General features: G+C 72.0%; 14 protein-coding genes and 1 pseudogene. 11 read left to right on the top strand and 4 right to left on the bottom strand.

The window, feature by feature from the left end; genetic code table 11:
* Positions 1-113 precede the first annotated feature (113 nt).
* The 3 genes from hrcA to ACIBQ6_RS23805 are packed head-to-tail and all read left to right on the top strand — an operon-like array spanning position 114 to position 3,016.
* Positions 114-1,127 carry a heat-inducible transcriptional repressor HrcA gene (gene hrcA, locus ACIBQ6_RS23815; protein WP_358292027.1) on the top strand — a complete coding sequence of 338 codons (1,014 nt, stop codon included), beginning with the start codon at positions 114-116 and terminating at the stop codon, positions 1,125-1,127.
* 11 nt (positions 1,128-1,138) lie between these two features.
* The gene (dnaJ, locus tag ACIBQ6_RS23810; RefSeq protein WP_352324081.1) at positions 1,139-2,281 is read left to right on the top strand and encodes a molecular chaperone DnaJ; all 1,143 of its coding nucleotides are present in this window, start codon (positions 1,139-1,141) and stop codon (positions 2,279-2,281) included.
* 9 nt (positions 2,282-2,290) lie between these two features.
* Positions 2,291-3,016, top strand: coding sequence for a 16S rRNA (uracil(1498)-N(3))-methyltransferase (locus ACIBQ6_RS23805; protein WP_387672470.1), 726 nt, complete (start codon positions 2,291-2,293; stop codon positions 3,014-3,016).
* A 7-nt stretch (positions 3,017-3,023) separates the two neighbouring features.
* On the opposite strand, the gene ACIBQ6_RS23800 is transcribed toward ACIBQ6_RS23805, so the two are convergent.
* Together ACIBQ6_RS23800 and ACIBQ6_RS23795 are read right to left on the bottom strand one after the other, a co-directional pair.
* The gene (locus tag ACIBQ6_RS23800) at positions 3,024-3,650 is read right to left on the bottom strand and encodes a hypothetical protein (protein WP_397214504.1); all 627 of its coding nucleotides are present in this window, start codon (positions 3,648-3,650) and stop codon (positions 3,024-3,026) included.
* Complete coding sequence (locus ACIBQ6_RS23795) at positions 3,647-4,159, bottom strand: SigE family RNA polymerase sigma factor (protein WP_049573205.1); 513 nt, start codon at positions 4,157-4,159, stop codon at positions 3,647-3,649. The genes ACIBQ6_RS23800 and ACIBQ6_RS23795 overlap by 4 nt, the downstream gene beginning before the upstream one ends.
* Before the next feature lie 279 nt (positions 4,160-4,438).
* On the opposite strand from ACIBQ6_RS23795, the gene ACIBQ6_RS23790 reads away from it, so the two are divergent.
* From ACIBQ6_RS23790 to era, 8 genes are all read left to right on the top strand, one after another.
* The gene (locus ACIBQ6_RS23790; protein ID WP_358292033.1) at positions 4,439-4,783 is read left to right on the top strand and encodes a histidine triad nucleotide-binding protein; all 345 of its coding nucleotides are present in this window, start codon (positions 4,439-4,441) and stop codon (positions 4,781-4,783) included.
* Positions 4,784-4,873: 90 nt separating this feature from the next.
* Positions 4,874-5,911: a PhoH family protein gene (locus tag ACIBQ6_RS23785; RefSeq protein ID WP_352352470.1), complete on the top strand. Its 1,038-nt coding sequence runs from the start codon at positions 4,874-4,876 to the stop codon at positions 5,909-5,911.
* Positions 5,908-6,384: an rRNA maturation RNase YbeY gene (gene ybeY, locus ACIBQ6_RS23780; RefSeq protein ID WP_352329052.1), complete on the top strand. Its 477-nt coding sequence runs from the start codon at positions 5,908-5,910 to the stop codon at positions 6,382-6,384. The genes ACIBQ6_RS23785 and ybeY overlap by 4 nt, the downstream gene beginning before the upstream one ends.
* Positions 6,381-7,676, top strand: a complete 1,296-nt coding sequence (locus tag ACIBQ6_RS23775; protein ID WP_397160652.1) for a hemolysin family protein — start codon at positions 6,381-6,383, stop codon at positions 7,674-7,676. Before ybeY ends, ACIBQ6_RS23775 begins: the two co-directional genes overlap by 4 nt.
* A 307-nt stretch (positions 7,677-7,983) precedes the next feature.
* Positions 7,984-8,637 carry a hypothetical protein gene (locus tag ACIBQ6_RS23770; RefSeq protein ID WP_358292037.1) on the top strand — a complete coding sequence of 218 codons (654 nt, stop codon included), beginning with the start codon at positions 7,984-7,986 and terminating at the stop codon, positions 8,635-8,637.
* A gap of 10 nt (positions 8,638-8,647) precedes the next feature.
* On the top strand, positions 8,648-8,965 hold the full coding sequence (locus ACIBQ6_RS23765) for a cytidine deaminase (RefSeq protein WP_397175585.1): 318 nt from the start codon (positions 8,648-8,650) through the stop codon (positions 8,963-8,965).
* A gap of 7 nt (positions 8,966-8,972) precedes the next feature.
* Positions 8,973-9,443, top strand: coding sequence for an NUDIX domain-containing protein (locus ACIBQ6_RS23760; RefSeq protein ID WP_358292776.1), 471 nt, complete (start codon positions 8,973-8,975; stop codon positions 9,441-9,443).
* A gap of 18 nt (positions 9,444-9,461) precedes the next feature.
* Positions 9,462-10,370, top strand: coding sequence for a GTPase Era (era, locus tag ACIBQ6_RS23755; protein WP_387672483.1), 909 nt, complete (start codon positions 9,462-9,464; stop codon positions 10,368-10,370).
* 54 nt (positions 10,371-10,424) lie between these two features.
* Here era and ACIBQ6_RS23750 read toward each other — a convergent pair whose 3' ends face one another.
* Both ACIBQ6_RS23750 and ACIBQ6_RS23745 read right to left on the bottom strand, forming a co-directional pair.
* The gene (locus ACIBQ6_RS23750) at positions 10,425-10,898 is read right to left on the bottom strand and encodes a hypothetical protein (protein ID WP_387672486.1); all 474 of its coding nucleotides are present in this window, start codon (positions 10,896-10,898) and stop codon (positions 10,425-10,427) included.
* Positions 10,899-11,079: 181 nt separating this feature from the next.
* Positions 11,080-12,914: pseudogene (locus tag ACIBQ6_RS23745) on the bottom strand (SARP family transcriptional regulator); the annotation flags it as partial.

The raw sequence follows: 12,914 nt of genomic DNA, 5'->3' as shown, positions 1-12,914 counted from the left end.
GATGGGACCTGGTGTTATCGCACCTTGTGGGCGAGAGCCGTACACTTGGCACTCGGGAACACGGAGTGCTAGACCTGTCGTTTCCCTGTTAGGCAGAGGCAGGAGGTGAGCACGTGCTCGACGAACGGAAGCTGGCGGTGCTCCGCGCCATTGTCGAAGACTACGTGTCCACCAACGAACCGGTGGGCTCCAAGGCGCTGGCGGAGCGCCACAACCTCAAGGTCTCCCCGGCAACGGTCAGGAACGACATGGCCGCTCTGGAGGAGGACGGGTACATCACCCAGCCGCACACCAGCGCGGGCCGCGTGCCGACGGACAAGGGCTACCGCCTGTTCGTCGACCGGCTCTCGCAGGTCAAGCCCCTGTCGGGGGCCGAGCGGCGGGCGATCGAGACCTTCCTCGCCGGCGCGGTCGACCTCGACGACGTGGTCTTCCGCACCGTGCGGCTGCTCGCGCAGCTCACCAGGCAGGTCGCGGTCGTGCAGTACCCGACGCTGACCCGTTCCACGGTCAGGCACGTCGAGCTGGTCCCGCTCAACGAGCGGCGGGTCATGCTCGTGCTGATCACCAACACCGGGCGCGTCGAGCAGCGCGTGATCGAGCTGCCCGAGGTGGTGGAGGACGACCGCATCGCCCATCTGCGCGCGGTGCTCAACTCCTGCCTCGACGGCTGCGGGCTGAGCAACGTCCCCGAGCTGGTCGCCGACCTGCCCGAGCGGCTGCCCGCCGAGGACCGGCCCGCCGTGGCCACGATCCTGTCGGTGCTGCTCGAAACCCTCGTCGAACGCCATGACGAGAAGATCGTGTTCGCCGGCGCGGCCAATCTCGCGGGCGCCGACTTCGCCACCGGCCTGCGCGACGTGCTGGAGGCGCTGGAGGAGCAGGTCGTGCTCATGCGGTTGCTCGGCGAGACATCCACAGACACCCCGTCCGCGCTCACCGTGCGCATCGGCTCGGAAAACCCCTACCTTCGCGGCACGTCCATCGTCGCAACCGGATACGGTTCTGGCGACAACCAACTGGCCCGGCTCGGCGTGCTGGGTCCCACCAGGATGGACTACCCCGTGACGATGGGCGCCGTACGCGCGGTGGCACGCTACGTCAGCCAGATCCTGGCTGCATCTTAAGAGGTCGATAAGTGGCAAACAGCGACTACTACGCCACCCTCGGGGTGCGCCGTGACGCCAGTCAGGACGAGATCAAGAAGGCCTACCGCCGCCTCGCCCGCGAGCTGCACCCCGACGTGAACCCCGATCCTGAGACCCAGGAGCGGTTCAAGGAGATCACGCAGGCCTACGAGGTGCTGTCCGATCCGAACAAGCGCCAGATGTACGACCTGGGCGGCGACCCCTTCGGCGGCGGCGCGGGTGCGGGCGCGGGCGCCGGCGGCTTCGGCGCGGGCTTCCCCTTCAGCGACATCATGGACGCCTTCTTCGGCACCGCGGGCGGCACCCGCGGGCCGCGCTCGCGCGCCAGGAGGGGCCGCAACGCCACCATCCGGGTCGAGCTCGACCTGCGCGAGACGGCGTTCGGCACCACCCGCGAGCTGGTCGTGGACACCGCCGTGCTGTGCGAGGTGTGCCACGGCGCCGGCGCGGCCCCCGGCACCCACCCCGACACCTGTGACATGTGCAACGGGCGCGGCGAGATCTCCCAGGTCACCCGCTCGTTCCTGGGCCAGGTCATGACCTCGCGGCCGTGCCCCCAGTGCGGCGGCTTCGGCAGCATCATCCGCCACCCCTGCCAGGAGTGCTCGGGCGACGGCCGGGTGCGCACCCGCCGTACGATCAAGGTCCGCATCCCCGCGGGCGTCGAGGACGGCACCCACATCCAGCTCGCCGGCGAGGGCGAGGTCGGCCCCGGCGGCGGCCCGCCCGGAGACCTGTTCCTGGAGATCGTCGAACGCGCGCACGAGATCTTCGAGCGGCGCGGCGACGACCTCCACTGCACGGTCCAGATCCCGATGACGGCCGCCGCGCTCGGCACCATCCTCGCCGTCGAGACGCTCGACGGCTCCGAGGAGATCGACGTGCGCCCCGGCACCCAGTCCGGCCAGGTCATCACCATGTACGGGCGCGGCGTGCAGCGGCTCAACGAGTCCGGCAGGGGCGACCTGCTCATCCATGTCAACGTCGAGACCCCGATGCGGCTCGACCAGACGCAGGAGGACCTGCTGCGCGAGCTGTCCAGGCTGCGCGGCGAGGAGCGGCCGCCGGGAAAGTTCGCCCCGGGGCAGCAGGGTTTTTTCTCCCGCCTGCGTGACGCCTTCAACGGCAGGTGACGATCACCCGTGACCGTCCCCGTGTTCCTCGCCGAGGACCTCAACGGCGCCGAGCTCACGCTCGACGGCCCTGAGGGGCGGCACGCGGCCTCCGTGCGGCGCCTGCGCGCCGGCGAGCGGGTCGACCTGACCAACGGCGCGGGCGACGTCGCCGAGTGCGTGGTGCGCGAGGTGTTCAAGGACGCACTCGCGCTCGACGTGCTCGCCCGCTACACCGTCGAGCCGCCCGCGCGGCGGCTGGTGGTCGTCCAGGGGCTGCCCAAGGGCGACAGGGGCGAGCTGGCCGTCGAGATGATGACCGAGGTGGGGGTCGACGTGATCGTGCCCTGGGCCGCCTCGCGCAGCATCACGCAGTGGAAGGGCGACAAGATCGCCAAGGCGCTGGGCCGCTGGCGTGCCACGGCCCGCGAGGCCGGCAAGCAGGCGCGCCGGTTCCACCTGCCGCAGGTGGCCGAGCTCGCCTCCACCGCCCAGGTCGAGGGGCTGCTGGCCGACGCGGCGCTGGGGCTCGTGCTGCACGAGGAGGCCGCCGAGCCGCTGTCGAAGGTGGCGCTGCCGCCCGGCGGCGACATCGTCGTCGTCGTGGGGCCGGAGGGCGGGGTCTCGGAGGAGGAACTGCGCAGGTTCGCCGCGGCCAAGGCGGTGCCCGTGCTGCTCGGGCCCACCGTGCTGCGCACCTCCACGGCGGGGGTGGCGGCGGCGGCCGTGCTGCTCGCGCGTACCGGGCGCTGGTGATTCCAGCTCAGGGTGTCGTGTGCGGCACGTCCACCAGCGGGCTGCTCAGGTCGCTCGGGCCGGTGGGCACGTCGTCCGGTGGGCACTCGTCGGAGGGGCACGACGTCGGCGATTCGGTCGTCTCCGGCGGGGTCGGCGTGGGGGTCGGCGTGATCTCGGGGCACTCCTGGTCGCCGGCGGGCTCACCGCTCGGACAGGGCGTCGAGGACGGCGTCGGCGACGGCGTGGGCTGCCTGGTCGACCTGGCCGTCTCGGAGGGCCGGTGGGTCTCGCTGTGGCTGGGCGGCACGACCACCGCGGGCGGCGGCTCGGCGCTGTGGCTGTCGCGCCTGGGCGGCGTGGACAGCCTGGTCGAGGAGTTGCCGGGGGTGGTGGTCGAGTTGTCCACCACCTTGACGGGCGTCTCGAAGATCTGGGAGCGCAGCCCGGGAACGACCATCACGATCGTCCCCGCCACCAGCACGGCGCTGACCGCCGCCGCGCCCGCACGCCACCAGAACAGGTTACGGACGCCGCGCCGCTCGATGCGGGCGCGGATGATCTGCAGTCCTTCCGGCGAGGGCACGACCGCGTCCGCCTCCGCGCGGAGCGCACGGCGCAGGACGTCGCCGTACTCGTCGGGGGGCTGAGTCATGACATCTTCTCCAGGACGGACCGCAACGCGGCCATTCCACGGGCGGTGTGGCTCTTGACCGCGCCCTTGCTGATGCCCATGGCGTGGGCGATCTCAGCTTCGGACAGATCTCCGTAATAACGCAGAACCAGTGCTTCTCTCTGTCGGGTCGGCAGGGCGCGTAACGCCTCGATGACGGCGGAGCGTTCCAGCTCGCCGATCGCGCCGTTCTCGGCGCTCGGGGCGTCCGGCAGGCCCTTGGGTGCGTACTTCTCGACGACCGCGCGGTGACGCAGCACGGAACGGGACCGGTTGACGACAGACTGACGCAGGTAAGCGAGTGCTTTGTCGGGATCGCGCAGTCTGCGCCAGGCGCCGTGAATGGCGACGAACGCGTCCTGCACGACTTCCTCGGCAGTTGCCATGTCACGCACCAGCAACACCGCGAGACGCACCAATGACCGGAAGTGCGCGCTGTAGAGCGCGGTCACGGCCATGTCGGCATCCCACCCGACCGGCACCGCCCCCATCGACCTGTCGGCCAGAAGGGTTTCGGTGGTCACATCAGTGGGACGCGCGGCCTTCCCAGAGGGTTTACTCTCTTCCGGTTCTGAAGGTTTCCCCGGTTCCTTAGGGTGCATTACCCAGTCGTGTTCCTCGCCAGGTGGCGCTCGCCCGACCCTGAATCAACTTTTTTGCTCTGAAGTGTCGCACACTCACCCTAACCGCGCGGATCTTCGGGCGCACGACACCACGGATTACCGATTCGCAACGGACTGCCGAACGGTCGCTCTCGATAGGGTACTGCCGTGAGCGACTGCCTCTTCTGCAAAATCGTGGCCAAGGAAATTCCGGCCGACGTCGTCTACGAGAACGCCAGGGCGCTGGCGTTCCGCGACATCAATCCGCAGGCCCCGACGCACGTGCTGGTCATTCCGCGCGCGCACCATCCCGACGCGGCGTCCATGGCCGCCGCCGACGACGGGCTCGCCGACGACGTGCTCAAGGCCGCGCACGCCGTCGCCGTCCAGGACGGCGTGGCCGAGGGGGGCTACCGGATCGTCTTCAACACCGGCCCGGGCGCCGGCCAGACCGTCTTCCACGTGCACGCCCATGTTCTCGGAGGGCGTGACCTCACGTGGCCGCCCGGCTGATATTGACGCGAGCAATCAGCCTGGTGGCGGATACGATGGGCGGAGAAGAACACCGAACAGACCGGGAGGCATCAGGCCGCTGGCCTGCCCATGTCCGAACTACATGAATCCCGACGCACGGCACCTCCCTCGCGCACTCAAGCCAAGGTGCTGATTCCGGACGAATACCCGATGGTCAGCCTCCTCGGCTCCCGTGACGAGCTGCTTCGCGTCATCGAGGGCGCCTTCAGGGCCGACATCCACGTGCGGGGCAACGAGATCACCGTCACCGGCAGCCCCGACGAGAGCGGCGCGGTCGTGCGCCTGTTCGAGGAGCTGGTCGAGGTGCTGCGCAGCGGGGGCGAGCTCACGCCCGACGCGGTCGAGCGGAGCATCGCCATGCTGCGCATGACCTCCGACCGTCCGGCCGAGGTGCTCTCGCTCGACATCCTGTCCTCCCGCGGCCGCACGATCAGGCCGAAGACCGTCAACCAGAAGCGGTACGTCGACGCGATCGACCAGCACACGATCGTGTTCGGCATCGGGCCCGCGGGCACCGGCAAGACGTACCTGGCGATGGCCAAGGCCGTGCGCGCGCTGCAGGAGAAGCGGGTCAACCGCATCATCCTGACCAGGCCGGCGGTCGAGGCGGGCGAGCGGCTCGGCTTCCTGCCCGGCACCCTCTACGAGAAGATCGACCCCTACCTGCGGCCGCTCTACGACGCGCTGCACGACATGGTCGACCCCGACTCGATCCCGAAGCTGATGGCCGCGGGCACGATCGAGGTCGCGCCGCTGGCGTACATGCGCGGCCGTACCCTCAACGACGCCTTCATCATCCTCGACGAGGCCCAGAACTCCTCGGCCGAGCAGATGAAGATGTTCCTGACCCGGCTGGGGTTCAACTCCAAGATCGTGGTGACCGGCGACGTGACCCAGGTCGACCTGCCCTCGGGCACGGTGAGCGGGCTGCGGGTCGTCCAGGACATCCTGGAGGGCATCCCCGACATCCACTTCGCCCGCCTGTCCAGCGCCGACGTGGTGCGCCACAAGCTGGTGAGCGACATCGTCGACGCCTACGGGCGCTACGACGCCACCCAGGCCGCCCAGGAGCCGAAGGCCATCCACCGGGGGAAACGACGCCCGTGAGCATCGAGATCAACAACGAGTCCGGCGTCGGCGTCGACGAGGAGAACCTCGTCGCGCTGGCCACGCACGTGCTCGGCGAGATGGGCATCAACCCGCTCGCCGAGCTGTCCATCGTGGTGGTCGACGAAGACGCCATGTCCGAGCTGCACGAGAAGTGGATGGGCGAGCCCGGCCCGACCGACGTGCTGGCCTTCCCGATGGACGAGCTGCGTCCCGGCGGCGGCGCGCGCGGCGACGGCGAGAGCCCGGCCGACCCGGCGCTGCTCGGCGACGTCGTGCTCTGCCCGCAGGTCGCGGCCAGGCAGGCCAAGGAGGCCGGGCACAGCGCCCAGGCCGAGCTGGAGCTGCTGTGCACCCACGGCATCCTGCACCTGCTCGGCTACGACCACGCCGAGCCTGAGGAGCACAAGGAGATGTTCGGGCTGCAGGCCCAGATGCTCGAGTCCTGGCAGGAGGTGCGCGACTCGCGGTGAACGCCTGGTTGCTGTGGGCCATCGCCCTTGTGATCATCGGTGGCCTGATCGCCAGTGCGGAAACGGCACTGACGCGCATCTCCCGGGTGCGCGCGGAGGAGTTCGTGCGCGAGGGCCGGCGCGGGGCCGATCGGCTCCAGGCCATCGTCACCGACCCGCCCCGCTACCTCAACCTGCTCCTGCTGCTGCGCCTGAGCTGCGAGCTGGTGGCGACGGTCATCGCCACGCTGCTGTTCATCGACCTCATGCACGACCAGGGCTGGGCCTATGTGGCCGCCGCGGCCGTCATGATCGTGGTCAGCTACGTCGTCGTCGGGGTCATGCCGCGGACGCTGGGGCGCCAGCACGCCGAGCCGGTCGCGCTGGCCGGGGCGCCGATCGTCTACGGCCTGACCCGCATCTTCGGCCCGCTGCCCAAGCTGCTCATCCTGCTCGGCAACGCCCTGACCCCCGGCAAGGGCTTCCGCGACGGCCCGTTCACCTCCGAGGCCGAGCTGCGCGACCTGGTCGACCTGGCCGAGGAGCGCCGGGTGATCGAGCCGGACGAGCGCGAGATGATCCACTCGGTCTTCGAGCTGGGCGACACGCTGGTCCGCGAGGTCATGGTGCCCCGCACCGACATGGTCTACATCGAGCGCGGCAAGACGATCAGCCAGGCGCTGTCGCTCGCGCTGCGCAGCGGCTTCTCCCGCATCCCGGTCGTGGGCGAGAACGAGGACGACGTCATCGGCATCGCCTATCTCAAGGACATCGCCCGCAAGATTCACGAGTCGGGCGAGGGCGGCGGCAAGGAGACGGTCGAGTCGATCATGCGGCGGGCCGCGTACGTGCCGGAGAGCAAGCCCATCGACCAGCTCATGCGCGAGATGCAGGCCCGGCAGATCCACATCGCGATCGTCATCGACGAGTACGGCGGCACCGCCGGCCTGGTCACCATCGAAGACGTCCTGGAGGAGATCGTCGGCGAGATCACCGACGAGTACGACCAGGAGGCCCCGCGCGTGGAGACCATGTCCGAGGGCGCGCTGCGGGTGACCGCCCGCATGCCGGTCGACGAGCTGGGCGAGCTGTTCGACACCGAGATCGAGGTCGACGACGTCGAGACGGTCGGCGGCCTGCTGGCCCACGCGCTCGGCCGGGTGCCGATCGCCGGGTCGCAGGCGGAGGTGGCCGGGCTGGAGCTGACGGCCGAGAGCCTGGCCGGGCGGCGCAACCGCATCAGCACGGTCGTCGTCCGCCGGGTCGCGCCGTCCGCGGAGGACGACGTCCAGGCCGCCGCCGACCGTGACTGACCACTTTGCGGGGAGATGTCGCAAGCGTTCTACAAGTCGTCTGCAAGCGGGGTCCGGCAGTCTCATACCTGACACCCGGTGCGGTGGGTGTCACGAGGAAGCGTCCGAACGCCGGGTGGGGTTCGCGGCCGGAGGGCGCTCCTGGGGGGACGACGGCGTTCCGGCCAGCTAGCCGGCCAGGACGTCGATCGGCGTAAGGGGTGTTCTCGTCTGGAAACCGGGCGAGGGCACCCTTTTTGCGTTTGGTGGAACCTCTGCGGAGATTGCCGCATTCGTCGCCGGGGGAGGCTGCGGTCCAGGGGGAATCATGAAAGCGCGGATCATCGTGTACGGGCTGCTGGCCGCGACCCTGACGGGCTGCGCGGGCAGCGGCGGCGGGGCGGACGGGAAGGTGGCGGCCGTCGTCGACGCCCAGGCCATGGCCCAGCTCCGTGAGGTGCTGACCAGGCGGCCGAGCCTGCCGGACGGCTTCGCGCAACGGCCCGAGCAGGCCTGGCGGGTGCCGTTCGGCCGGGTGGACCAGGCGTGCCGGGCCGCGCTCGACGTGGCGGCCGGGCACGCGCCCGAGGAGGGGCTCACCGGCCAGGCGGCGGTCAGCTACCAGGGGGACGGCCTGGGGGAGCGGGCGGCCGTCGGCCTGGCCAGGTACGCCGGCGAGGAGGCCGAGGCGCGCTTCGACGACCTGAGCGAGGCCCTGGAGTCGTGCAGGGAGATCCGGACGTCGGGCGGCACCGCCCTGCGGGCCCGCAGGCTGGACGTCGGCGACGCCGCCCGCTCCGGGGACGAGGCCGCCGCGGCACGGCTGCGCGGACGGCTGAACGGCTACCCGTACGCTCTCGACGTCGTGCTCTCGCGGGACGGCGACACGCTGGTGTCGGTCGTGCACGCGGGCATGAGCGACGTCGACCGGGACCGGACGAGGAAGCTGGTCGCCGCCCTGCTGTCGATGTCCACGGCCTAACCTGGTTCCCGTGACTCTCGATCCTGAAGACAGCAAGATCATCACCCTGGCGCGGGCGGTCAGGGCGCGCAACGAGGCCGCCGAGGGCGCCGCCGTGCGCGACGAGACCGGCCGCACGTACTCGGCGACCGGCGTCGCGTTGTCGTCGCTGACGCTGTCGGCCGTGCAGGTCGCGGTGGCCATGGCGGTCTCCGGCGGCGCGCGCTCGCTGGAGGCGGTCGCGCTGGTGACGGCGGGCGAGCCGGACCCGGCCGACGAGGCGGTCGCGGCCGAGCTGGGCGTCAAGGCCCTGCTCGTGGCCGGTCCCGACGGCACGCTGAGGTCCTGACGTGGCCATGTCGCCGTTCCTGGCCCGGCTGCGCGCCAAGATCGGCAACGACCTGCTCATGCTGCCGTCGGTCAACGGGTGCGTCTTCGACCGCGCCGGGCGGGTGCTGATGGCCCGGCACGGCGACGACGGCCTGTGGGCCACCCCCGGCGGCGGCGTCGACCCCGGCGAGCGCCCGCAGGACGCGGTGGTCAGGGAGCTGCGCGAAGAGCTGGCCGTCGAGGTCGAGGTACGCGGGCTGGTCGGCGTCTACGGCGGCCCCGAGTACCGCACGGTCTACCCCAACGGCCACGAGGTGGCGTACGTCATCGCCATGTACGCCTGCACCCTCGCCTCCGGCACGCCGACCCCCGACGGCGAGGAGATCAACGACTACCGGTGGGTGACCGAGCACGAGGCCGGCGGCCTGACGACGCCGGCCTGGACACCCCTGGCGCTGCCCGACGCGTTCGCCTGGTGGCGTGAACATGGCAGCTGATAAGCGACAATGCACAATGTGACTTCGCCAGACAATCATCGCGCCGGATTCGCCTGCTTCGTGGGAAGGCCGAACGTCGGCAAGTCCACATTGATGAACGCCCTGGTCGGCGCCAAGGTGGCGATCACCTCGTCCAAGCCGCAGACGACCAGGCGGGTCATCAGGGGCATCGTGCACCGCCCCGACGCCCAGATCGTCATCGTGGACACGCCGGGCCTGCACCGGCCGCGCACCCTCCTCGGCGAGCGGCTGGACAGCCTGGTGCTGTCCACGCTCACCGAGGTCGACGTGATCGGCTTCTGCGTGCCGGCCAACGAGCCGATCGGCAAGGGCGACCGCTTCATCGCCGACAAGCTGGCGGCGGTGAAGAAGACGCCGGTGGTCGCCGTGGTGACCAAGTGCGACCTGGCGAGCCGGGAGCAGGTCGCCCAGCAACTGCTCGCGGTGTCGCAGGTGGCCGAGTTCGCGGCGGTCGTGCCGGTGTCGGCGCAGTCGGGCGAGCAGCTCGACGTGCTGGGCGACGTGCTGATCGAGCACCTGCCCGAGTCGCCGCCGCTGTACGAGGGCGGGCAGCTCACCGACGAGCCCGAGCAGGTGATGGTGGGCGAGCTCATCAGGGAGGCGGCCCTGGAGGGCGTCCGCGACGAGCTGCCGCACTCGATCGCCGTGGTGGTCGACGAGATGATGCCCCGCGAGGGCCGCGACGACCTGCTCGACATCTACGCCCACATGTTCGTCGAGCGGCCCTCCCAGAAGGCCATCGTCATCGGGCACAAGGGCGAGCGGCTGCGCGACGTGGGCACCAAGGCCCGCAAGCAGATCGAGGCGCTGCTCGGCACGCGGGTCTACCTCGACCTGCGGATCAGCGTGGCCAAAGACTGGCAGCGCGACCCCAAGCAGCTGCGCCGCCTCGGCTTCTTCGACTGACGCCGCCGGTGATCCTGCCCATGATCCCGCCGGTGATCCCGCCGGGCCGGGCGGTCAGCGTGCGCGGCGCACCAGGGCCAGCACGGACAGCACCACGATCGCGACCGAGCAGGCCAGCGCGGCGAACCAGCCGAACCTGATGACCGGCTCGACCGACAGCAGCCCGCCCAGGTCGATGGAGAGCCGGTCGCCGACGCGCTGCGGGTCGGCGACGAACATCACCAGCAGCAGCGTGGCCACCGCGCCCGGCACCACCGCCAGCGCCGCCACGCGCGGCCGGCCGCCCAGCAGGCCCGTGACGCCGAGCGCCAGCGCGGCCAGCCCGGCGAGCAGCGTGTAGAGGCCCGTGCTGACGTCGACGCCGCGCACGTCGTCGGAGACGCCGGCGCCGATCAGGTCGCTGCGGGCCTCAACGCCGGCCCAGGGCATGATCGCGGTGAGCACCAGGAGGGCGGCCGCGACGGCGACGGCCAGCGCGGCGCCGCGGCGGGCGGACGTCGTCCGGGCGGGCTTGAGGTCATCGGCCACACGATCACTGTAAGCCGGGCCCCCGGCCCTCACCACCCGACGCGACGGACTCGTCACCAAGCCGGCCACCCACCGCGGCGGGCGGGGGTGGGGAGGGGGCGACGGGGCCCGGGTGATGGCCTGCGGGGTGCAGGGCCGCGGGGTAGTGGAGTGCGGACCCGCGGGGCGCACAGCAGCGGGGTCAGGGGGTGGACAGGAAGGCGCGGGCGTTGGCGGCGGCACGGCGGTCGCCGGTCTCGTCGAAGACCTCCAGGGCGGCCGTGGCCAGCTCGCGGGCGCGCCCGGCGGCCCCCTCGGCCCGGTTGACCCCGGCCAGGGCCAGCAGCGCGTACGCGTCCAGCAGGCGGTCGCCGAGCCGTACGGCGATGCCCCTGGCACGTTCGGCGGCCGACCTGGCGTCGGCTTTGGCACCCTGCGCCAGCCGTACGGCGGCCAGGTCGAGCAGGGTGTCGGCCTGCCGATGACGGTCGCCCAGCTCCGTCAGGTGACCGACGGCGGCCAGGAGGTGGACGGCGGCCTCCTCCAACCGGCCCGCGCGGCGCAGCACCGCGCCGAGCACGCGCTCGGCGTCGGCGGCGTCCCGCTGGTGGTCGGCCGCCTCCAGGCAGGCCAGCAGCGCCCGCTCGGCCTCCTCCAGCCGGTCCCGCTCCAGGTGCACCCGGCCCAGGCGGCGCCGGGTCTGGTTGACGTCGCGGGTGCGGCCCTGCCGCAGGAACATGCCGAGCGCCAGCCGCAGTTTCTCGTGGGCCAGGTCCCATTCGCGCTCGGCCAGGTGCAGGTCGCCCTGGCCGAGCAGGACGAGCGCCTCACCCCGGTCGTCCCCGGCCCGCCGCGCCGACTCCAGCGCCCGCTCCGAGACCGCCCGCCAGTCGTCGAGGAACCGGTGCCGCTCCAGGTACGGCCCCAGCAGGTGCGCCAGCCGCCAGCACGGATCGTCGAGCCCGGCGGCGTGCAGATCGGCCAGCAGGCTCACCAGGAACGGCCGCTCGGCGTCCAGCCACTCGACCGACTCCCTGATGTCCCTGGTCGCCACGGCCGTGCCGGGGTCGCCCGACACCAGCGAGAAGCGCGAGGCGCGCACCCGGGCCAGAACGAGCTCCGACACCTCGGCCAGCACGCCCGGCAGCGGCTGCTCGCGCGCGAACAGCCGGGTCAGGTCGTGCATGCGGTAGCGGATCTGGCCGGCCGCGTCCACGCCGTGCGTCTCCAGCAGGCCGGCGTCCACCAGGGCCTCGGCGCCGCCGCCGAGCCGGTCGGTGAGCCAGTCGGCGAAGTCGGGGGCCGACAGGGCGCCGAGGCCGCGTAACGTCCGCCTGGCCGGTTCGGGCAGCCCGTCGTAGCCGATGGCGAACACGCTGCGGACCGTCTGGTCGCCCGCATGCAGCCGGTCGAGCCGCTTGTGCTCGTCCTCAAGGAGGCCCACCAGGTAGTCCACCGTCCAGTTCGGGCGGGCCGCCAGCCTGGACGCGGCGATGCGCAGCGCGATCGGCAGGCCGCCGCAGAAGCGGGCAAGCCGGTGCAGCGCCTCGTCCGCGGGCCGTCCGGAGCCGGCCACGAGCAGGGCCAGGGCGTCCTGCCGGTCGAGCACGCCGACTGACAGCCGGGTCGCGCCGGTCAGGCCGCCCAGCGACGAGCGGCTGGTCACGACCGTCGGGCAGGACGTCAGCAGCGGGCGCACCTGGGCCTCGCCGGCGGCGTTGTCCAGCAGGACCAGCAGGCGGCGGTTGGCCGTGTAGGTGCGGAACAGGCGCTCGCGCTGCTCCAGCCCGGCCGGGATGGCCTGGGCCGGGCAGCCCAGCCAGCGCAGGAAGTCCTCCAGGACGGCCGAGGGGGCCGTGGTCTCGCGCAGGTCGGCGTACAGGATGCCGTCGGGGAAGGACTCGCGGGCCCGCCAGGCGGCGTGGGCGGGGCGGGGGGGCGGGGGCGCCCCCCGCCGCCCGGGGCCCCCCCCCCGGGCGCCCCCCCACCCCCCGCCCCCGCGGGGGGGGCCCCCGCGCGACGGGAGGGGCGCCGCCG

The organism is Nonomuraea sp. NPDC049655, assembly GCF_044465465.1.
Classification (GTDB): Bacteria; Actinomycetota; Actinomycetes; order Streptosporangiales; family Streptosporangiaceae; genus Nonomuraea.
The sequence above is the reverse complement of the archived record's forward strand: the minus strand, read 5'-3'. Positions and strand labels throughout refer to the sequence as shown.